This window comes from Klebsiella sp. 4_1_44FAA, assembly GCF_000238715.1.
Taxonomy (GTDB): Bacteria; Pseudomonadota; Gammaproteobacteria; order Enterobacterales; family Enterobacteriaceae; genus Klebsiella; species Klebsiella pneumoniae.
The window spans coordinates 12933-32067 of the sequence record NZ_JH414815.1 but is presented as its reverse complement, the minus strand read 5'-3'; the positions used below and the strand labels follow the sequence as shown (position 1 = coordinate 32067).

The following is a 19135-nucleotide window of genomic DNA, read 5'->3' as shown; positions in this document are numbered from 1 at the left end:
AGAGATAAGGGGAATGACGGCGGAGCAGCGCCTTGCCGAACGTCAGTTGAAAACGAAACCGCTGCTGAAATCCCTGGAAAGCTGGCTGCGTGAAAAGATGAAAACCCTGTCGCGACACTCAGAACTGGCGAAAGCGTTCGCATACGCCCTGAACCAGTGGCCGGCGCTGACGTACTATGCAGATGATGGCTGGGCTGAGGCGGACAATAACATCGCTGAAAATGCGCTGCGGATGGTCAGTCTGGGCCGCAAAAACTACCTGTTCTTCGGTTCGGATCATGGAGGAGAGCGGGGAGCGCTGCTGTACAGCCTGATCGGGACGTGCAAACTGAACGGAGTGGAGCCAGAAAGCTACCTCCGCTATGTCCTTGACGTCATAGCCGACTGGCCGATAAACCGGGTCGGCGAACTGCTCCCCTGGCGCGTAGCACTGCCGACTGAATAACACATCCCCGTCAATACGGTTCTTGCTGCACGCTTACCTGCAATGGGAAACCATACTGAATAGTTGTGCTGTAGGTGATCAAGTAATTTGCGAACAAGTGTCCAACTAAATTGCGAATGGGGGATCAAGTAAATGCAAATACACACTAATCGCTATTTGTTATATAGAAATCGTGGATTTAACATAAAAGGCATTTGGCGAACCAAATTTTGGGACTGACCGAAACAAAAAGGCCAGCCCCGGAGGGCTGGTTGTTCAATACAGGGCAATGACAGGTTTTTTGATGCCGCAGGCGTGAGCGTAGCGGGTCAGAGTGTCGATGCTGGCTTTGGTGATATTGTTTTCAAGGCGGGAAATAACCGGAGGTGTAACCCCCATGCGTTCAGCAACCTGCGCTTTTGTCAGGTTGTCATGCTTGCGCCATTCCGCAAGTAGCTCCCTGAGCTTCTCCTTGCGTTCTTCTTCCTGCCATGCAGCGCGATATTCATCGTCCTGCATCCACTCGTTATGCAGTTCTTTATGACTTACCAGTTTCATTAAGTACCTCCGCTAACCGCTTTTTGGCGAGATCGATTTCTTTCGCTGGCGTTTTCTGTGACTTCTTGATGAAAACCCGGAGCATGATAATGGTATTGCCTTTGTGGTATACCCAGATGCCCCTGGCTATGTCCATCCCCATCGTGCGGATCTCAAAAAGTCCATCGCCCAGGGGCTTCGTGTCCGGCTCCCGCAGTAATCGGGCGTCATACTCCAGTTTGCCGATGAGACGGTCAAACTTCACCCTGATTTTTACGGGTAATGCTGTGGCTTCTTCCCTGGCTTCCGGGTGATAAACGACGCTAAACATATGACCTCCCATTTCTATAAATATTAACCTATAGGCTAACTTCAGGCAAGGTGAAATTAACCTATAAGCTAATTTTATTGGCGGTTATCGCAGCTACCCGGTCACTCCGCCAAAAAAGAAGGCCACAAAATTTTGGCGGCTTGCCGCTTACTGCCTAGGGAAGGAGAAAACGGCAGGTTCATTACCGTAAAAGCTATATTCATCTTCAAGTGCTTTCTCTTTATAAGACTCGATATTTTTAAACTCGTCGAAGTTTTCAAAATATCCACGTAGTGAAAGATATTCAGACAGAAAACCGATGATATTTAAATAAGTCTGTTCATCCCATCGTGCTGGTTCGCCTAGTGGGGTATTCGTCGGATCTCTGAGAAAAGCGACTATTTTATCTATGTTGACTACACCCGTATCATCATCTTTCTCCCCTTTATCCAGAAGAGCATCGAAGAAGGGGAAGCTGTGGTAGCTCAGGTCAAAAAGTGCCCCATCATCAACCTCCATTTTATCCTGATACCAGGATAAAAAATCATCATTGATATCGTCAGATTTTAGCTCTATAGCCACCTTTCTTAATCCTGAAACATCTTCCGGGTTATCCATATCGATGAAGTCTTTAAGTTTTAATACCCGCTCCTGTTTCGGCTGGTTTTTGAGTGCAGCAGCGGCAGCTCGTTTACGTGGATCACCTGAAAATTTGCTTCCTTTTTTCTTTTTACTCACCTGAAAACCTCATTGAAATAATGGCTTATCTATTCAGAAGAAAGTAGCGCAAATATGTCACAGGTTAAAGGGCTAAACATTTACTTCGGACATGACTGATGCGCGTCAGCGCATGTAAGGCGGCAGGTTGAAATTGCAGATAACACTAAGGGTTATCCGCCGATACCAATGAGGGATCGAAAGGGATCGCCTATCCATCCCTTACCCTGCAAAGCCATAACCCACGAAAAGCGGCTCAGGGGCTTTTGTGCGCGGTCGGAGTGGTCACAACAAGGCGAAGCCGCGGTTGGGGCGTATCTCCGCGTTAGCGGGTCGTGAGAGCCGCTTACGAGCGTGTAGGCAAAACGTTCAGCGATATTTGCTGACGCATCCGGCATGGCCGGATTTGTCCAATCCCTCGAGGGCTAACAGGCAAGCTGTTAGCCCTCGAGGGATTTCGATCTGAATGCCCCGCGCTTTAGCGTGGGGAGCTACTTTTGAGGCGCTTGCGCCGATGTTGTTCGGTTATCCACTTTTCAAAGGGGATAACAGTAATGTTTTTCTTTTTTTGGTTTATCTTTTAATACGTAAGTAATTAAAAGATAAACCAAAAGAGTAATTGCGGCATATCGTTTGCACTTCATTGTCACTTACCCACAAGCTATACAGCAGTTGTGGAAGGTCTACGCCAGAACCGCCGAAAAATCCGTCATTCAGACAGGGGGGATGGTTTGGATTTCGAAAATTATTGTACGTTTAGGCTATTTTTTGTACTGATGTTTATTGCAGACGTGCAGAATCCCCGCCAGCTAAGGCGGTAGTTTGTGGAGGTCAGGCAAAGGTTGGTGAGTAGTATTCCTGTTTGCGCTGGCGAGCAGCGTCACGCCTCGCTTTCATCCTGGCTAATCCGGCTGCGGCCTTGCGCGTCCAGTTTTCAACCCTGATTGCGATTAACCGCACATCCCCGGATGATATGATTTCATTCGGGTCGGCCTTAAGTAGCCTGGCGCGTTCCCGGTAGACCTGTTTCAGCGGAACGCCGAGAATGGCAAAGAAATCCTCTGTTACCTCAATGTGCTTACAGGCACAACGGGCGTCATAAGGATTGAAGGCTGCTTTCTCTGTGATAATCGCATCCAGCCAGACCAGGCGATCGCATCCGTTACTCGCACGGGAGACAGATTTATTTCCGGCATCACTGCGAGTAGACAAACCTGCGCGATCAGAAAGCGTCTCCAGGTTATGCCGGGTTTGCCAGTCTCTTAAATCCAGATCGTCAAAGATGGCCAGCATCAGCTCGCAGAGTGTTTCGATACCGTATTTATTGGCCTCGTTGACCCAATACTTGTTGTGCCGGATGCGGCGCCGAAGTTCGTTTTTGATTTTGATGCGCCCGGCTTCGGTCGCCAGCGACTTAATCCACCGATTGAGGAACCGGCGACGCTTGCGCGAGGCAACGTTATAACAGGGGCTTTGCTTTGCGATGCCCGTAGGTGAAGCAGGTGATTTGAGAGAGAAACTCTTATCAGTCACACCCGCCCGCACTTATGGCGGTGTAAGGGGGTTGTGTTAGGTTATGCATTTGCTATAATCCTTCACAGGCCAGCGCCTGCTTTCGACCCCCTGAATATCTGAACGTCCCGCCAAGTTCGTAGCAGATTTCAGGGGGTTTTTGCATTCAGGGGTTGAGCTTTCGCTTCCCCCTTCCCTGGACGCTATTACCGGGAACGTCCCACCCGCATGAATACTGTAAACGTCGGTAAATTACCACGATGTTACATTAGGATCAATTATCACATCAAAGATCAGCAAAAACACCATCTGGTTTTTTGTATAGAATTCATTAACTTGTTTGAATTACAAAACATTGAGACTGTTGATATAGATCTCCATTAGCTCACATCATCCCGCCATTAAAAACACGTAACCCCTGATTTTTACGCAAATTTTTTGTGTAGAAATCAGGGGTTGGACAAGCGAAGCGCGGCAGCGTCCCACCAGTAATCTAGCTATAGCTCACTCTTTCAGGTATTCGTTCAACTGGGCTACGGTTTTTCTCACCTTATCAAGCTTTGATGATAATTTTCTTGCTTCTATTACTACCGAATTGTAATGAGGATTTGACTCTGGATCGGTGCGCTCTCGGTGAAATTGCAAGACAGCTTTAGCAAAATCATCATCCTCGGTGTAAAAATAGTTCGCTGGATAGTCGAGTAATTCCGCAATTTTTTTAACCAGACTAAACGGCGGTTCCGTTCTCCCTACCTCGTAGCTCGAAAACCTAGAGCGTGTGTTAACCCCCTCTTCCACGCTGAGAAGCTGGGATAATTTTGCCTGCGATAATCCTGCCTCCATCCTGGCTTCTTTCAGTCTCTTAGGCACCATATATGCAACCCCCCCCCTTTGGGGATCCCATCTTACAAGGTGTTAAAAACCTCGCCGTCAACATAATGAATCACCATTAAAGGTTGATTTTGAATCACTCGATGTTATTATCATTAGCAGTTCTTGATGTTGACACCCCGAAATGACTGTATAAAATACCAGCTGTAAATTTATACAGTTAAGCTATGAGTACGCGCTCTAAGTTCCGCCAACTTAGGACGGCGGAAAATGGGGGCTTGTGCCCATTAGGGAGGATCTTATGTATGAATGGTACGTTTTATACTGCAACAATCAGGATGTTGAACGCATCACCCGAAGAGTCGAGGGACTGGATGTCGAGGTGTTTTGCCCCCGCTATATCAAAGTAACGCCACGTAAGGATTGCCGGGCGGTACGTCAGGAAGAGAAGGTGTTGTTTCCTAATTATCTTTTCCTCTGCTTTGACGTCAACATAACGCATACATCGACAATCACATCCATTCCGGGCGCTCATGGTTTTGTCAGCTTCGGTTCAACACCCTGCACCGTCCCCAAATCAGTGATAACAGCGATTGAATGCGCCCGTCTGATGGCGCTCAATCCTGATGAAGATGCTATCGAGTGCCGAAATATTGCCCCGGATTTGCTGGCAAAAATTCAAGAACTCTCTCTGATAAGGTCTCCGCTCCAACGCCAGGTAGCCTTTTCAAAACTACTCCAGAACCAATACCACTAACCACAACCTGACCTCCCTTGCACCGCAGGCTTCATAAGCTGCGGTGCTTTTTTCATAGGAGTTTTTACCTCATGCCGAAAAGCGTACCAGGAAAATCAAGCACGGCTGTTATTTACATCGGGCAAAAGCGCTATCAGGAGTTAGCAAAGCAAGCCCGCGAAATCAGCTACCTGTCTGAATCAAATATCCGGCCAAGCACCTTTCTCCAGTTCCTGATGGATGAATTTGGTGAGCAAGCCCGTACTGAGCTGCTCCGGCAGCTACTCGCAGAGAAACAGAAGGAGTAATGCAATGAGAAAACCCACCTATAACGTGTACGTCACGCAGGAAACCCAGCCCGACGAGAATGGCGAAAAAAATACGTACTGGACGAAAGTCGGTGCGGCCTTCGCACACAACGGCAAGCCGGGGCTGAACATCATGATCACGCCCGGTATTTCCGTTTCCGGCAAGCTGGTACTCCTCGAACCTAAAGATGACGCAGCGCCGCAGGCTGCTCCTGTGAGTTAAAACAGGGAGACAGCACAATGAATCGAGACAATGCCAATGCCTGGCTTGCGTTCGCAGGCTGGTTGTTCGTTCTGTTCATCATCTGGCTGATCACCATTTTTCTGTTCTGAGGTTGCCATGCTTTCCACCACTGCTTTTCTGGCGGTGGCTATGCAGTGTGCCGCCACCGTTCACCCTTCTACATCCCTCGATGTGGCAAGAGTGGAGTCCGGTTACAACCCCTATGCCATCGCTGAGATCGTGCCTAAGCCCGAACGAAATCCCGGCGATAAAGGCTTTATTACTCACATGCCAAAAAGTAAGGAGGATGCAGTCAGCATCACCAATCAGATTGAGGCGAAAGGTCGCCGCTACTCTGTTGGCCTGATGCAGATAACCAGCACCAATTTTAAGCGTTACGGCGTCACCGCTACTGACCTTTTCAATCCCTGCATCAATCTTTCCGTCTACGAAAAAATCATCACCGACTGCTACCAGCGGGGCGGGACCCTGAAAAGGGCGTTGAGCTGCTACTACTCCGGCAATTTCAGTACCGGACAACAGCAGGAACCCGCTTTTTCAAAGACGAGCTATGTACAGCGGATTGGCTACTCCCCGGCGGATACCCGCTATGCCGTTCCCGGCACCCGCGATGATATCGCAACCCCAGCGGCCACCCTGAAAGCTACGCCAGTGGATGCGCCAACGCGCCCGCGCGTGGTGTGGCCGGGGGCGATCGTTCGCGGCGTTCCGGCTCAACTCCGCCAGAAAAAGGCGGCCACCGTCTATTACCCCACGCAGGTTGTGCGCGGAAATCGCGATGTAACAACGAAAGAGGAAGAAAAATGAAACTTTTCAGTAAGGTAAAGGAATTAATCAGCCGTGCATCTGCTTATGTTCTGGCTACGGCCATGAGCGTTTTTGCTGCCAGTCCGGCGTTCGCTGATGGCTTTAGCCGGGCAAATACCATCATGGAGAAGGTATCCAGCGGGCTGCATGGTCTGGCGGCTATCACGATCACCGTGGCCGTGATCTGGATTGGCTATAAGACCCTGTGGAAAGGCGAGAGCCTGTCGCAGTGCGGCTACATCATCATTGGCGGCATTTTAATTGGCGGAGGTAGTGAAATCGGCGCTCTGCTGATGAGCTAAGAGGCTGAACATATGGCAAAGCTGCTCAAGGCAATGAAACGCCCGGCGGCGCTGTGGGGGGTGCCAATGGTGCCCCTGCTGGCTGTCACGGGTGTAACCATCATCGTTGCTATCTGGACTTCCGTCGCTCTCCTGTTCTTACTTCCTGTGCAATTTCTGGTGATGAAGTCCCTTACCAGAAATGAACCGATGCGGTTCAATCTGATTGCCGTATGGCTGAGAGCGAAGGGAAAGCCGGTAGCAAACCGTTTATTTGGCGCAACAACATTTATGCCCGTTGAGCATGATGATGTTGATATCAAGGAGTTTCTCGACGCCATGAAACTAAATCAGTGTGCCACCATCAAGAAGTACATCCCGTACTCATCGCACATTCATCAGCATGTGGTTCGTTCCCCTAAGAGCGATCTGTACTGCACCTGGGAATTGATGGGAACGCCGTTCGACTGCGAGTCTGACGAGTCGCTCCAGTTCGGGACGAACCAGTTACACGGGCTAATCCGCTCATTCGAAGGTATGCCCGTTACTTTCTATATCCATAACGACCGCAATACGTTTACCGACAATCTTCATAAAGATTCCGGCAACCCGTATGCCGATGAAGTTAGCCGTCTTTACTACGCTTCTGTCGGTCTGTTCCGGCGCAACCGCCTGTTCCTGACGGTCTGCTATCGCCCGTTTGTCAGCCTTGAAAAAGCAGAGCGCAAACGGATGAAAGACAGCCAGAAACTAAAGGAGCTGGACGGTGCTTTGCTGGAAATGCTGGAAATAAAAAGCACGCTCGATACCGCGCTGTCGCGCTATGGTGCGCGGCCTCTCGGTACGTTTACCGAAGGAAACGCGGTGTTTTCGTCTCAACTGGCTTTCTATGAATATCTGTTAACGCACCAGTGGCGAAAAGTGCGCGTCACTCGTACCCCGGCCTATGACGTGATGGGAGCGGCGGCGTTGTTCTTTTCGGCTGAATCCGGGCAGATAAACCACGCCAACGGTACGCAATACTTCCGGGGGCTGGAGGTTAAAGAGTTCTCCGAAGAAACCGCCACGGGGATGATGGACTCCCTTCTTTATGCGCCCTGCGATTACGTGATCACGCAGTCTTATACCTGCATGTCACGCGAGGAAGCGAAGAAAGCCATTAAACGTACCCGTCGCCTTTTGATGAGTGCCGACGACGATGCTGTTTCCCAGCGGCTGGATCTGGATGTGGCGCTTGACCTGCTGACATCGGGGAAAATCGCTTACGGAAAGCACCATTTTTCCATCATGGTGTATTCCCCGTCGCTGGAAAGCCTGGTTGCTGATACGAACGAAATCAGTAACGCGCTGAACAACATTGGGATAACGCCTGTTCCGGCAGAAATATCGCTTTCAGCGGCGTATATGGCGCAACTGCCAGGCAACTACAACCTGCGGCCACGTAAAGGGGAGCTGAGTAGCCAGAACTTTGTGGAGCTGGCCGCACTCCATAATTTCTATCCGGGCAAGCGCGATAAAGCCCCCTGGGGGGATGCGATGGCTTTACTGCGCACCCCGTCAGGCGATGGCTACTATATCAACCTGCATAACACACTGGCAGATAAGGACGAATTCAACGAAAAGAACCCGGCCAGTACCTGCATCCTCGGTACGAACGGTTCGGGTAAAACCATGTTGATGACGTTCTTTGAGATCATGCAGCAGAAATACGGGCGCGAGGATAGCTTTTCCCCGGATGCCAAAACCAAACGGCTGACAACCGTTTACCTCGATAAAGACCGGGGCGCGGAGATGAACATCCGGGCGCTGGGTGGCCGTTACTATCGGGTTATCAGTGGTGAGCCTACAGGGTGGAATCCCTTCTCGTTGCCAGCAACCAAACGCAATATCAATTTCATCAAGCAACTGATGAAAATCCTTTGTACCCGCAACGGCTCGACGATCTCTCCACGCGATGAGCGTCGTCTGAGTGATGCGGTTAATGCTGTGATGAATGACGAGCCGCAATATCGCGTCTACGGCATTACCCGAATGCTGGAGAATTTACCTGAGCCGGCTACGAAAGAAGCCCAGGAAAACGGCCTTAGCATTCGGTTGTCACAGTGGGCGCAGGGCGGTGAGTTCGGCTGGGTGTTTGATAACGAGTCTGACACGTTCGATATCAGCAACTGCGATAACTTCGGCATCGACGGAACGGAGTTCCTGGACGACGCAAGCGTATGTGCGCCAATCTCGTTTTATCTGCTGTACCGCATTACCAGCCTGCTTGACGGGCGACGCCTGGTCATTTTCATGGATGAATTCTGGAAGTGGTTACGCGACCCGGTGTTTAAGGACTTTGCTTATAACAAGCTGAAAACCATCCGTAAGCTGAACGGGATGCTGGTCGTCGGTACTCAATCCCCGGCAGAGATCATCAAAGATGATATCGCCCCGGCAGTGATTGAGCAGTGCGGGACACAGATTCTGGCGGCGAACCCCAACGCCGACCGCGCACACTATGTTGACGGTATGAAGTTCGAGCCGGAAGTGTTCGACGTGGTGAAAGGGCTTGACCCGCAAGCCCGCCAGTATGTTGTGGTGAAAAATCAGTTCAAGCGCGGCGATACCAAACGTTTTGCCGCTCGTGTCACGCTCGACCTGTCGGGTATCGGCAGATACACCAAAGTCATGAGCGGCGATGCCCCCAACCTCGAAATATTCGAATCGATTTACCGGGAAGGAATGCAGCCTCATGAATGGCTCGATACCTACCTGGCTAAAGCGCTCTGAACCAAAGGAGATACACGATGAAAACTCGCTTTCGTACTCTTATTCTGGCTTGCGTCATTGCAAGCCCACTGGCTCATGCTGGTATTCCCGTCGCTGTTGATGCTGACCCTATGCGGGACGTGCAGTGGGCGCAGGAGTTAAAGCGCTGGATGGAAACAGCCAGACACTACCAGTCACAAATACAGGCATATAAAGACCAACTGGCGACGGCCACTGGCGTTCGTGATATTGCTGATTTTGTAGATCAGGCCAAAGGCCTGAAAGCTGACCTTGAAAAGCTGCGTAAACCCGGACAGGCACTGAATGATTTGCTTCTCTCCGGCGGTTCCTCCGGGCAGTTCGATGCGTTGTACGAGAAGTATAAAATTTTCGACACCTGCAACACGGCACAATCGGGGAGTTATGCCAACGTATGCAAGCAGCAGGTCATCAACAAGGCTATCCAGCTTGAGCAAACCGACGAGGTTCAGAATCAGGTAAGCCAGACCCTGGGGGAAATCAACAGCCTCTCCAACAGGGTAGCGTTAGCCAAAGATTCGAAAGAATCTCAAGACCTTGCAAACAGTATTCAGCTAAAATCTGTCATGTTAAACACGCTTACCACCCAATGGGAAATGAGCGTGAAAGCAGCAGAGAAGCGCGAAAATGCGCTTGAGGCGGAGCGTGTTAAACAGTGGAATCAGCAGCAGTTAAACGCGCCAACTTTAAAATTTCATGAGTAAGGAAAGATTATGAATAAAATTATTGCCATCGTTGCCCTTTCACTTGTAGCCATTATTTCAGGATGCAAGGAAGAAGCGAAAACAACGAAATGGTATCGTGATCATCCTGATGAATTAAAAGTTGTTTATGAAAAATGTCAAAAAAGCGGAGACGCTTCTGAAAACTGCAAAAACGCAAATGAAGCCCATTATCAAATACAGCAATTAAACGCACCAACGCTAAAATTCCATGATTAGAGAGGTTCTTTATGGCCGAACTCGGTACATTTGAATTTATAGATAAACAGCTAATTGGTGGGATAACTCAATCTACCAGTGGGTTGATGATGGAACATTCATCAATGGTTATGGGGCTGGCCGCTTCGTCAGCCACCATCTACATCATGTGGCGTGGATACCAGACTTTGGCTGGTAAGCTATCTACGCCTATGGAAGACACGATGTGGGACATCATGCGGATGGCGATCATCCTGTCGTTCGTGGCTAACGTCAGTGGCTACCTTGATGGCGTGATTGATGCCATCAACGGTTTAAAGGAGGGTTTTTCTGGAGGCGACAATATCTGGCAAATGCTAGATACCTTATGGGATAAGGCAAAAGTTTTGGGAAAAACATTACACGATATGGATAATTCCACATATGTAAAAGATGAAGGGATGACCGCTCAATTTTATGTATGGCTTGGGATATTCATTCTTATGGTTTTAACAGCTTTTGTTTCGATGGTCGCTGAGATAATGATCTTACTTCTTAGCATCACTGCGCCTATTTTTATTTTTTGCCTTATGTATGGTTTTTTGCGACCAATGTTTAATAACTGGTTGCAAAATATATTTGCAGCGATATTAACCGTTCTATTTTCAGCATTATCATTAAGAATAGTCATAAACTTTATGACTAAAATATTAGCCCAATCTCAAGCCGGAGCTGCACAGTCAAATATTGTGGAACTAGGTGCACAGGTCTGTTTGGCTGGTATCTGCGCCGCAATACTGGTGTATATCTCCGCTAAAGTAGCCGCAGCACTGGCCGGGGCAAGTGCTACCGTATCCATGCAGGGGCTGGCCGCTGTAGGTATCGGTGCTGCTGCTTTTGGTGCCGGGAAGCTGGCCGGGGGAGCAGTTAAAGAAACCAAACGTTCCGCCCAGGACAACATTCAGGGCTGGAAGGATGCAAATGCAGGTAAGCCCGGCAAGCCCGGAGGTGAATTAGGCTATAACGCGTCTAAAGCGCGTAAATACGCGATTGAGCAGATGATAGCCCGGAACGAAGCGCGGAGGCTGGCACAGTCGAGAGAATCCGCGGTTAAGAAGTTCAACAGCTAGGCCAGACGTCTCCAGCCCATCCCCCCGAAATACCAACCTATGAAAATATAATTATATTTTCATATTTCTAATTCAGTTGAGGAAATCATTGATGAAACGCTTGATTGCGCTGGCTTTGCTGTGCGCGCTTTCTGGCTGCGCCCAGAACACGCCTCCCTCTGCCTTTAGCGGTAAGGGAGAACCCGTAAACACCCCTCAAATTATGGCGGAGTTAAACAGTCATGAGTGAACAGAAATTAATTGCTGAATCCCGCACCTTTGAGCAGCAAATGATTGAGCGGGATAAACGCGCCACGAAAGCCGGTTTTGTTGTTGGCGGCGTGGGTCTGCTGATTGCGGTACTGGCGCTCGTCGCCGTGGTCGTGATGTTGCCACTGAAACAGACGGACGTCGAGCTGTATACCGTGGATAACCACACGGGACGGGTGGAACACGTTACCCGGACATCGAAAACCAGCCTGACCGCAACAGAAGCCTATCAAAAAGCGATGGCCGCAAACTACGTCAAAGTACGTGAGCGGTATGTCTACCCCTCTTTGCAGGACGACTACGAGACGGTACAGGTCTACAACGCTCCCCAGGTAAACGATGACTATCTGGCGCTTTACGCCGGAAAAAACGCCCCTGACAAGGCTTATAAGAACGGGGCGCACACCGTGAAAGTGGAGATCTTGTCCAACCAGATCACCGATGCGACAGCCCCTGATAGGGTCGCCACCATCCGCTACAAGAAGATTATCCGCCGTCTGGCTGATAACAGCACCCGCAACGAATATTGGGATGCCCGGTTCACGTTCCATTCTGACCCTGACAAGGAAATGAGCGATGCGGAACGCGAGATCAACTACTTCGGCTTTACCGTCACCAGTTGGCAGACCGACCGCGAAATCCGGGGAGGTGAATGATGAAAAAGTTAACGTTTACCGCACTGGCATTGATGATGTGCAGCGCGGCATGGGGTGCGGCCATACCGCAGGCAAGCCGCTATGACTCCCGCGTGCAGCAGGTTATCTATAACCCGCAGAACGTCACCGTCGTTAACACCAAACCCGGCTTTATGACAACTCTGGTCTTTGATAACGATGAGGCGGTCATAAGCGCCAAACCCGGCTTTGATGAGGCGTGGGAAGCCACGCCGGATGCAAACCGGGTCAACGTTCGCCCGGTAGCGCTCACGCAGGGAGCGCCCGGAGAGGATGGCAACACAACGCAGGTCGTGATCCCCCCGAACAGCCGGGATTGGCATACCAACATGCTGGTTGTCACCAGTAAGCGCCTGTACAACGTCGAGCTGAACGTCATTGACGATAAATCAACGCAGCAACCGGCTTTCCAGGTGAGCTATCGCTATCCGGGCGAAGAACGGGACAAAGCCAGTCGGGAGGCGACGGCCAGACAGCGCGAGTGGGAGCAGAAGCAGCAGCAGGCCAGCGTCCAGAAAGCGCTGAACTCGGCGCAGACGCCCCGCAACTGGAGTTACACCCAATATCCGGGCAAAGGCAGTCTCAACATTGTTCCCGATTTTGCTTACGACGATGGTCGCTTTACGTTCGTGGGCTTCTCCCCGTCTAAGTCCATTCCTTCCGTCACCAAAGAGCTGAACGGCAAAGAGCATGTGGTTAACAGCAGTATCCAGAAGAAAGGCGACTTCACCGTACTGGTGATTCAGGAGGTGACGCCACGCCTGGTACTGCGTTCCGGTAATGCTGTTGTGGGTCTGGAAAATAGCGGATTTGGCAAGGTACACGCCGCCGATGGTTCCACCGTATCCCGGCAGGTGGAAAGAGTGGAAAAACCGGAATCCAGGTAACCTATAAAAATAGTTTTATATTTTTATAAAAGGAAACGCGCATATGAACGACGAAAACAAAGTGCCTGTGCCGGATGAAGCGCAGGCGTCCCCGGCACACGCTGAGGATGATATTGCCACGCTTGAGCGGGAAGCCCGCGCTAAAAGGGAGGCAGAGCTTATCAATGCGCAGGACGACGAAGAGAAAGACCCGGTACAACCCGCCGTTAACAAGCTGAAAAAGCGTAAACGGGGCAAAGCAACCGCCTTTCTTGCCATTGTCGCGGTCGCGCTTATTTTCCTGGCATGGGGCGGTAACTGGGTTTATCGCAATATCCTGTGGCAGCCCACGGAAGAAAAGAAACAGGACACAGCCCCGCAGACGAACAAAAGCGATTACCGACAGCGTAACGATCTCGGTATGTCCACCGATACAGCCGAAGAAGAGCCAGAGCAGCAGAACAACGGCCAGACCAGCACGGCGGGAACAGGGCAGGCGGCACCGACCGCCCCGCCAGAACTCAATAAAGCCAGCTTCCTAATTCGCCGTGACGGTTCGGCCACCACACAGAACCAGGTAAAAACCCGGCAGCAGGAAATGACGCTGAGATCGGCAACAACCACCGGACAACAGGACAGCAGCGCGGCCACACCTCCCGGTCAGCCGCAAAATACCGCCGCACCGTCACCGGGGCAAAACCCAGCGCCAGTACGGCGGATACCCTATAACCCTGACCTGTACATCCCGGAAAATACCTCGATCCCCTGCTCACTGGATCACCGCTTTGTATCTGACCGGGCGGGGAAACTTCGCTGCACGGTCACTACTGACATCTGGAGCGCCAGCGGCAACACGAAGCTGATAGAGAAAGGCACCACAGCATCATTACTTTACCGCGCCATAGCAGAAGAAGGTATGAAGCACGGGCAAGGGCGGGCATTCATCATTGCAACGAAGCTACGCACCCGCCAGCCGCCTTATCTCGATATCCCGTTGGTTGATACCAGCGCGGCTGGCGAGCTGGGCGAGGCTGGCGTTGATGGCTGGATAGATTCGCACTTTTGGGAACGGTTCGGCGGCGCGTTAATGGTCGGCATGATCCCCGATATTGGCGCATGGGCATCCAATAGCGCGGGTAAAAAAGACCGCAATACGGACTATACGGAAAACAGCCGCCAGGCTATGGCTGATATGGCGCGTACTACGCTGGAGAACAGCATCAATATTCCCCCAACGCTCTATAAGAATCAGGGCGAGATCATCAACCTGATCACAGGTGAGGATATTGATTTTTCCAACATCTATACACTGAGGTTGAAAAATGACCGCTAAGAATATTTCCCTCGACCGCTATAAACAGCGTTTCTTTGGCGACTTTCTGGAGCTTCCCGGCCTGACGGAGATCGCCGTCAACCGTCCCGGTGAGCTGTATACCAAAATCAACGGCGTATGGGAGCAACACGCCGTTCCTTTGTCCTATGAGGATTGCTACAACTTTGCCCGGTGCCTGGCAAAGCACCACGGCGACAATATCGAAGATATTAAGCCGGGGCTGTCAGCTACGCTGGAATCCGGCGAACGGTGCCAGGTGATTGTTCCTCCGGCCTGTGAGCGCGATACGGTGTCTATTACCATCCGTAAGCCATCAAAGGTACAAATCCCGCACCAGGCGTATATTGATGCGGGATTTTATAACCGGGTAACAGGCGAGGAAAAAACGGAGACGCACGATGAGGAATTAATTGCATTGTACAATACAAAAAATATTCCTCTGTTTATGGAGAAATGCGTTGAGTACGGTAAAACACTCGCGGTCGCCGGAGAAACCAGCACCGGGAAAACTACCTACATGAAAATGTTGATAGGTTATATTCCGGTACATCTTCGGATATCAACCATTGAGGACAACCCGGAAATCACGTTCTTTATTCATAAAAACTACGTCCATCTTTTTTATCCGTCAGAATCATCAGATGAAAAAGGGTCTATCGTTACCCCGGCGAGCCTTTTACGCTGGAATTACCGTATGAATCCTGATCGCATTTTATTAACAGAGGTTCGCGGTGCGGAAGCCTGGGACTTCCTTAAAATAACAAGTTCCGGGCATGAAGGGAGTATGACCTCCATTCACGCAGGATCAGCGAAAGAAGCTATAGATGGGTTTATTACCCGTTGCTATGAAAATCCACAGTGCGCCCAGCTCCCCTATACATTTATGTTACGTAAGGTTCTGGATAGCCTGGACGTGATTGTGAGCATTGATTTAGACGGAAATGTCCGCCGTATGAATGACATCTATTTCCGTCCAATTCATCGAAACCAGTATTTTGAGGAAATGAAAGCATGATAAAGAAAATTAAAGTCATTATGTTGGCAGCAATAGTTACAGGATGTTCATCGCCACCGCCTCCCGTTCCTGTAGAGTGGGATAAAGCCGCTGAGCCATTAAATACCAGTTTACCGCAATGGAGTGACAATAACGTTATAGTCCCTTCCCCGACAGTTAACGGTAAATGGACATCATCAATCAGCGCACAAAGTTTCCACGATACAATATGGACTCCAGCAGTATTTTACGCAGCCGCCCATTCAACACGAATTGTCGTCACTGCACAATCCGGTACTGATTTCTTTAATGCTAAAAACTGGCTTCGCCAGAATGGCGCAAAAGGTGTTATTGAATACCAGCCCGTCCTTAATTGTCTGACATGCAGAGAAACCACTATTTATTTCTCTCGCCAATCCATTTAATCAACACAATCTAATAAGGATTTACCATGAGAAAAACCGTTATCACGGCGGCTGTATTATGCCTGACCGCAGGAACGCCGATTTATTCATTTGCCGCTGACCCATGCGAAGTTGTTCTTTGCATGTACGGAAAAGCAACGGGTAATAGTGGTGGGAGTGAATGCAGTTCAGCAGAACGCGCATTTTTTAAAATCAACGCTTTTAAAAAACACCATCGTTTTAATCCGGGTAAAACATTCGATATGCGAAAAGAATTTTTAGGCGAATGTAAAGCCGCAGACCCTGCATCAATAAGCAAAATCCTTTCAAAATTTGGCAGAGTGAAAGGATAACTGACATATCCATTTTGATATGAGAGGTTCGAAATGATAAACGAAGATTTATTCATTAAGAATATACACTCAAAAAATCAGGACAGAATATCTGTAGCCCTGGTATATGACACGTTATCAAAAGAAGCCCACAGAGGTTGTGGGCTGTATTATGAAATATACGAAAGCTGTTTTATAGGTCTTTTGCGCGATCATCTTTCAGAACTTAATGAAGCCGACGCAAATAAATTAATGAGGTACGCAGAAAGTAAAGGCACGAAAATTGATGATGTGTCCTACAGTGAAGCACTGGAAGCCGAAAGGGAGTGCAGAGCTGAAATATACCGCGAGCAGATGTAATCACACAAAACAAAAGTGTATTGTACAATACGCAGACTAACAGGCGGCGGGATTTTAAGGCTTCATTATTTTTGGCTTCAATTGCGAAGAAATTGTTAAGACGAAAAATAATGAAGTGGTACGCGGAAAGAAAATTCAATTTCGAAGAAATTGCTAATTTTCAGGAACCGCGCCCACCTGCGAACATTCGCCCACAGCGAATTGAGCAGGCCGGGGGGAGCCGCAAAAATTTTGCCGCCCCAGCGAGCAAAAAGGCACGCCCACGTGCCGTTTTTTGTGGGGGGCTTGCCCCGCACACCGTCGCAGCCAGGTAATATAACCCGCCCCAGCGGGGGATATTACCGATTAGGCGCGACCAACCCCTTTAAAGCAGCGTTCCGATTTTTTCGAGCTTGCGAGGAAAAATAGGCTAAACGCAGCGTCTTAAAGGGGTTGGTCGCGCGTAGCGCAAGACGGTGTGCCGCCTTTGACCCTGGGGGTTTTGGCTCGGCGTCCAGCCGGGACATTACCCCCATGTGTCATGCAGTGAGGGCGTCCAGCCCGAACGTAATGGCACACGCCGTTGCCCGTCATTCGGGCGTTTCAGAGGACAGATGACCACTGGTCGGCTGTATTCTGAAAGCACGGATAACGGGCTTGATCGCCACCGGCGATCAGCGCCTTTTGCCTATTCATCGGAGCATATTATGGGAGCATCGCATGGGAGCGTGGTTGCGCTCCTATAAGCTGCTCCCATCTTTTGCGCCCAACACGTCAGTTTTCGTATGGAGAAAATAGATATGGATTCCCACCTGATGCAAAGGCTGAATGCCTTTGCCGATGCATTTTCCTTTTTTCTGTTATGGCTGCAAAACAGCCCTGTCATATTATCCCTGCTCGCAGGTCTTACATTACCTTTTATATTCCACCTTCCCCGCGAGGAAAGAAAGAACGCCCCGTTCTGGTTAAAGTCGGTGGCGTGTGTGTCCATTTTCTTTTTTATATTCGGCACCATATCACCGCTAACTATTCAGGGGTTAAGCTACTTTTTTAAGTCACTCGACAACAACATACTGTTTAGAGTTCCGCTATGGATCATGACCATAATATTTACGGCAGCAGGATTAATATTTCATATTGCAGCCCGACGACTTTTAGCTGGAGAAATTGACAACCTAAAGCATCGAATGATTAAGAAAAGCAAGCTGGAGAGAAATACCAGAACGGATGTACGCAAAGTAAAAGAGTTATTACCCGACAGCATAGAATACAATCCACTCGATTACATTGATTTAAAGAAAGGTGTTTTTATTGGCTTAAACAAAGATGACCAGCCGCAATACATAACCATAAAAGAATTTAAAACCCAACACGCAGCAATTATCGGCACAACAGGTTCCGGGAAAGGCGTAACTGCGACCGTTCTACTTTATCAGGCTATTCTTTTAGGCGAGGCTGTTTTTGTAGAAGATCCAAAAGATGATGAATGGGCACCACACGTACTTAGGGAAGCATGTAAAAAAGCAGGCAAGAAATTCACACTTATAAATTTAAACAAGCTAAATTTCCAGCTTGATTTACTGGCTGATATCTCTCATGAACAACTGGAAGAATTATTTAACGCTGACTTTGTTCAGTCATTACGTGAAGATGTTCCCGCATTTTGTGGCGAGCTGGAAGAAATTGCTTTAGTTAACTCAATTAATGCCAAAAATGGATTTTCATTAAAAGAGGTTTTTGATGACGGTGGTTGTTGCTACATTATTGGTTCAACGCGAAATCAAAAGATTATTTCCGCACAAAGAATGATTCTGACCCGGCTGATACAAATAGCAGAGACCAGGGACAGAATAAACAGCACTCCGCGTACTGTTGCTATTTTCCTCGACGAGTTGAAATATCATCTTTCTCGCCCTGCTCTTGAAGGACTTGGAACGGCACGAGATAAAGGAGTGCATATATTTATGGCTTTTCAGGCGATAGACGATCTGCGTGACTGCCCGTCTGATTTAAATGGTGATTCAGTTATTGGCGCTATCATTGAAAACGCCAAATTCAAATTAATTTATAAAATCCAGAACCCCGAAACTGCAGAATGGGCGGCCAAAATGACAGGCTCCATCCTGGTCGATGATGAAATGAGAAAAGTACGGACTGATTTATCATTGACGGAAAAAGTGGATACAGACCGAATGATAAGACAGGCAGAAAGTTACTATGTTGACAGTAATATGTTTTTAAATCTCCCTGAAAAAGTTGGTTTTGTATTTACGTCAACCGAACTACCAAGAGCTACAAAGATGTTTCAGGTTCAGGTCAAAAAAGAAAACATCGAACTTCTTTCATTTGAGTATAAACAAGCCACACCAGAAAAAAATGAAAGTCAGGAACATAAACCATCAATCAATCTGTGAGGAC

General features: G+C 49.1%; 24 protein-coding genes. 18 read left to right on the top strand and 6 right to left on the bottom strand.

Annotated features, from left to right (window positions below; all coding sequences use genetic code 11):
* Positions 1-445 (top strand): transposase (locus HMPREF1024_RS00680; RefSeq protein ID WP_009309979.1); only part of this gene is annotated, 445 nt, incomplete at its 5' end.
* A gap of 255 nt (positions 446-700) precedes the next feature.
* Here the strand turns inward: HMPREF1024_RS00680 and HMPREF1024_RS00685 are convergent.
* From HMPREF1024_RS00685 to HMPREF1024_RS00700, 5 genes are all read right to left on the bottom strand, one after another.
* On the bottom strand, positions 701-982 hold the full coding sequence (locus HMPREF1024_RS00685) for a helix-turn-helix transcriptional regulator (RefSeq protein WP_000780222.1): 282 nt from the start codon (positions 980-982) through the stop codon (positions 701-703).
* On the bottom strand, positions 963-1292 hold the full coding sequence (locus HMPREF1024_RS00690; RefSeq protein ID WP_009309978.1) for a type II toxin-antitoxin system RelE/ParE family toxin: 330 nt from the start codon (positions 1290-1292) through the stop codon (positions 963-965). Before HMPREF1024_RS00690 ends, HMPREF1024_RS00685 begins: the two co-directional genes overlap by 20 nt.
* 147 nt (positions 1293-1439) lie before the next feature.
* On the bottom strand, positions 1440-2009 hold the full coding sequence (locus HMPREF1024_RS00695; protein WP_009309977.1) for a hypothetical protein: 570 nt from the start codon (positions 2007-2009) through the stop codon (positions 1440-1442).
* An 810-nt stretch (positions 2010-2819) separates the two neighbouring features.
* Entirely contained in the window at positions 2820-3521 is a 702-nt protein-coding gene (locus HMPREF1024_RS0127850; RefSeq protein WP_256465052.1) for a RepA family replication protein, read from the bottom strand.
* A 483-nt stretch (positions 3522-4004) separates the two neighbouring features.
* Positions 4005-4343 (bottom strand): helix-turn-helix domain-containing protein, encoded by a 339-nt coding sequence (locus HMPREF1024_RS00700; RefSeq protein WP_306460784.1) that lies wholly within the window; start codon positions 4341-4343, stop codon positions 4005-4007.
* 289 nt (positions 4344-4632) lie between these two features.
* Here HMPREF1024_RS00700 and HMPREF1024_RS29680 point away from each other — a divergent pair, with 289 nt between their 5' ends.
* The 3 genes from HMPREF1024_RS29680 to HMPREF1024_RS00710 all read left to right on the top strand — a co-directional run bounded on the left by HMPREF1024_RS29680 (position 4633) and on the right by HMPREF1024_RS00710 (position 5598).
* A complete protein-coding gene (locus HMPREF1024_RS29680) occupies positions 4633-5088 on the top strand; it encodes a transcription termination/antitermination NusG family protein (protein WP_009309974.1) in 456 nt (151 codons plus the stop codon).
* Positions 5089-5159: 71 nt separating this feature from the next.
* On the top strand, positions 5160-5375 hold the full coding sequence (locus tag HMPREF1024_RS00705; protein ID WP_004178170.1) for a hypothetical protein: 216 nt from the start codon (positions 5160-5162) through the stop codon (positions 5373-5375).
* A gap of 4 nt (positions 5376-5379) precedes the next feature.
* A complete protein-coding gene (locus tag HMPREF1024_RS00710) occupies positions 5380-5598 on the top strand; it encodes a hypothetical protein (RefSeq protein ID WP_004178172.1) in 219 nt (72 codons plus the stop codon).
* Here the strand turns inward: HMPREF1024_RS00710 and HMPREF1024_RS31990 are convergent.
* Entirely contained in the window at positions 5595-5717 is a 123-nt protein-coding gene (locus HMPREF1024_RS31990; protein WP_254891022.1) for a hypothetical protein, read from the bottom strand. The two genes, HMPREF1024_RS00710 and HMPREF1024_RS31990, sit on opposite strands and share 4 nt — an antisense overlap.
* On the opposite strand from HMPREF1024_RS31990, the gene HMPREF1024_RS00715 reads away from it, so the two are divergent.
* The 14 genes from HMPREF1024_RS00715 (at position 5716) to HMPREF1024_RS00770 (ending at position 19131) form a co-directional block, all read left to right on the top strand.
* Positions 5716-6426 carry a lytic transglycosylase domain-containing protein gene (locus tag HMPREF1024_RS00715; protein ID WP_009309972.1) on the top strand — a complete coding sequence of 237 codons (711 nt, stop codon included), beginning with the start codon at positions 5716-5718 and terminating at the stop codon, positions 6424-6426. The two genes, HMPREF1024_RS31990 and HMPREF1024_RS00715, sit on opposite strands and share 2 nt — an antisense overlap.
* Complete coding sequence (locus HMPREF1024_RS00720) at positions 6423-6728, top strand: TrbC/VirB2 family protein (RefSeq protein ID WP_009309971.1); 306 nt, start codon at positions 6423-6425, stop codon at positions 6726-6728. The genes HMPREF1024_RS00715 and HMPREF1024_RS00720 overlap by 4 nt, the downstream gene beginning before the upstream one ends.
* Positions 6729-6740: 12 nt before the next feature.
* Entirely contained in the window at positions 6741-9479 is a 2739-nt protein-coding gene (locus HMPREF1024_RS00725) for a VirB3 family type IV secretion system protein (RefSeq protein ID WP_009309970.1), read from the top strand.
* A 17-nt stretch (positions 9480-9496) separates the two neighbouring features.
* Positions 9497-10201: a type IV secretion system protein gene (locus tag HMPREF1024_RS00730; RefSeq protein ID WP_009309969.1), complete on the top strand. Its 705-nt coding sequence runs from the start codon at positions 9497-9499 to the stop codon at positions 10199-10201.
* A gap of 9 nt (positions 10202-10210) precedes the next feature.
* The gene (locus HMPREF1024_RS29675; protein WP_004178109.1) at positions 10211-10438 is read left to right on the top strand and encodes an EexN family lipoprotein; all 228 of its coding nucleotides are present in this window, start codon (positions 10211-10213) and stop codon (positions 10436-10438) included.
* Positions 10439-10449: 11 nt separating this feature from the next.
* Complete coding sequence (locus HMPREF1024_RS00735) at positions 10450-11526, top strand: type IV secretion system protein (RefSeq protein ID WP_009309968.1); 1077 nt, start codon at positions 10450-10452, stop codon at positions 11524-11526.
* Positions 11527-11747: 221 nt separating this feature from the next.
* On the top strand, positions 11748-12431 hold the full coding sequence (locus HMPREF1024_RS00745) for a type IV secretion system protein (protein ID WP_009309967.1): 684 nt from the start codon (positions 11748-11750) through the stop codon (positions 12429-12431).
* Complete coding sequence (virB9, locus tag HMPREF1024_RS00750; protein WP_074195926.1) at positions 12428-13336, top strand: P-type conjugative transfer protein VirB9; 909 nt, start codon at positions 12428-12430, stop codon at positions 13334-13336. The genes HMPREF1024_RS00745 and virB9 overlap by 4 nt, the downstream gene beginning before the upstream one ends.
* A 43-nt stretch (positions 13337-13379) precedes the next feature.
* A complete protein-coding gene (gene virB10 / locus HMPREF1024_RS00755) occupies positions 13380-14648 on the top strand; it encodes a VirB10/TraB/TrbI family type IV secretion system protein (protein ID WP_009309965.1) in 1269 nt (422 codons plus the stop codon).
* Complete coding sequence (gene virB11, locus HMPREF1024_RS00760) at positions 14638-15663, top strand: P-type DNA transfer ATPase VirB11 (protein WP_009309964.1); 1026 nt, start codon at positions 14638-14640, stop codon at positions 15661-15663. Before virB10 ends, virB11 begins: the two co-directional genes overlap by 11 nt.
* The gene (locus HMPREF1024_RS29670) at positions 15660-16067 is read left to right on the top strand and encodes a cag pathogenicity island Cag12 family protein (RefSeq protein ID WP_071986603.1); all 408 of its coding nucleotides are present in this window, start codon (positions 15660-15662) and stop codon (positions 16065-16067) included. Before virB11 ends, HMPREF1024_RS29670 begins: the two co-directional genes overlap by 4 nt.
* Before the next feature lie 26 nt (positions 16068-16093).
* Positions 16094-16399 (top strand): conjugal transfer protein, encoded by a 306-nt coding sequence (locus HMPREF1024_RS29665; RefSeq protein WP_071986602.1) that lies wholly within the window; start codon positions 16094-16096, stop codon positions 16397-16399.
* A 33-nt stretch (positions 16400-16432) separates the two neighbouring features.
* Positions 16433-16738: a hypothetical protein gene (locus HMPREF1024_RS00765; protein ID WP_009309963.1), complete on the top strand. Its 306-nt coding sequence runs from the start codon at positions 16433-16435 to the stop codon at positions 16736-16738.
* A gap of 779 nt (positions 16739-17517) precedes the next feature.
* Positions 17518-19131, top strand: a complete 1614-nt coding sequence (locus HMPREF1024_RS00770) for a type IV secretory system conjugative DNA transfer family protein (RefSeq protein WP_009309962.1) — start codon at positions 17518-17520, stop codon at positions 19129-19131.
* Positions 19132-19135 lie beyond the last annotated feature (4 nt).

What these genes read in the sequence shown, in the direction of transcription:
- HMPREF1024_RS00685 (WP_000780222.1), bottom strand. Translation starts at nt 982, where the DNA reads ATGAAACTGGTAAGTCATAAAGAACTGCATAACGAGTGGATGCAGGAC.
- HMPREF1024_RS00690 (WP_009309978.1), bottom strand. Translation starts at nt 1,292, where the DNA reads ATGTTTAGCGTCGTTTATCACCCGGAAGCCAGGGAAGAAGCCACAGCA.
- HMPREF1024_RS00700 (WP_306460784.1), bottom strand. Translation starts at nt 4,343, where the DNA reads ATGGAGGCAGGATTATCGCAGGCAAAATTATCCCAGCTTCTCAGCGTG.
- HMPREF1024_RS29680 (WP_009309974.1), top strand. Translation starts at nt 4,633, where the DNA reads ATGTATGAATGGTACGTTTTATACTGCAACAATCAGGATGTTGAACGC.
- HMPREF1024_RS00705 (WP_004178170.1), top strand. Translation starts at nt 5,160, where the DNA reads ATGCCGAAAAGCGTACCAGGAAAATCAAGCACGGCTGTTATTTACATC.
- HMPREF1024_RS00710 (WP_004178172.1), top strand. Translation starts at nt 5,380, where the DNA reads ATGAGAAAACCCACCTATAACGTGTACGTCACGCAGGAAACCCAGCCC.
- HMPREF1024_RS00715 (WP_009309972.1), top strand. Translation starts at nt 5,716, where the DNA reads ATGCTTTCCACCACTGCTTTTCTGGCGGTGGCTATGCAGTGTGCCGCC.
- HMPREF1024_RS31990 (WP_254891022.1), bottom strand. Translation starts at nt 5,717, where the DNA reads ATGGCAACCTCAGAACAGAAAAATGGTGATCAGCCAGATGATGAACAG.
- HMPREF1024_RS00720 (WP_009309971.1), top strand. Translation starts at nt 6,423, where the DNA reads ATGAAACTTTTCAGTAAGGTAAAGGAATTAATCAGCCGTGCATCTGCT.
- HMPREF1024_RS00725 (WP_009309970.1), top strand. Translation starts at nt 6,741, where the DNA reads ATGGCAAAGCTGCTCAAGGCAATGAAACGCCCGGCGGCGCTGTGGGGG.
- HMPREF1024_RS00730 (WP_009309969.1), top strand. Translation starts at nt 9,497, where the DNA reads ATGAAAACTCGCTTTCGTACTCTTATTCTGGCTTGCGTCATTGCAAGC.
- HMPREF1024_RS29675 (WP_004178109.1), top strand. Translation starts at nt 10,211, where the DNA reads ATGAATAAAATTATTGCCATCGTTGCCCTTTCACTTGTAGCCATTATT.
- HMPREF1024_RS00735 (WP_009309968.1), top strand. Translation starts at nt 10,450, where the DNA reads ATGGCCGAACTCGGTACATTTGAATTTATAGATAAACAGCTAATTGGT.
- HMPREF1024_RS00745 (WP_009309967.1), top strand. Translation starts at nt 11,748, where the DNA reads ATGAGTGAACAGAAATTAATTGCTGAATCCCGCACCTTTGAGCAGCAA.
- virB9 (WP_074195926.1), top strand. Translation starts at nt 12,428, where the DNA reads ATGATGAAAAAGTTAACGTTTACCGCACTGGCATTGATGATGTGCAGC.
- virB10 (WP_009309965.1), top strand. Translation starts at nt 13,380, where the DNA reads ATGAACGACGAAAACAAAGTGCCTGTGCCGGATGAAGCGCAGGCGTCC.
- virB11 (WP_009309964.1), top strand. Translation starts at nt 14,638, where the DNA reads ATGACCGCTAAGAATATTTCCCTCGACCGCTATAAACAGCGTTTCTTT.
- HMPREF1024_RS29670 (WP_071986603.1), top strand. Translation starts at nt 15,660, where the DNA reads ATGATAAAGAAAATTAAAGTCATTATGTTGGCAGCAATAGTTACAGGA.
- HMPREF1024_RS29665 (WP_071986602.1), top strand. Translation starts at nt 16,094, where the DNA reads ATGAGAAAAACCGTTATCACGGCGGCTGTATTATGCCTGACCGCAGGA.
- HMPREF1024_RS00765 (WP_009309963.1), top strand. Translation starts at nt 16,433, where the DNA reads ATGATAAACGAAGATTTATTCATTAAGAATATACACTCAAAAAATCAG.
- HMPREF1024_RS00770 (WP_009309962.1), top strand. Translation starts at nt 17,518, where the DNA reads ATGGATTCCCACCTGATGCAAAGGCTGAATGCCTTTGCCGATGCATTT.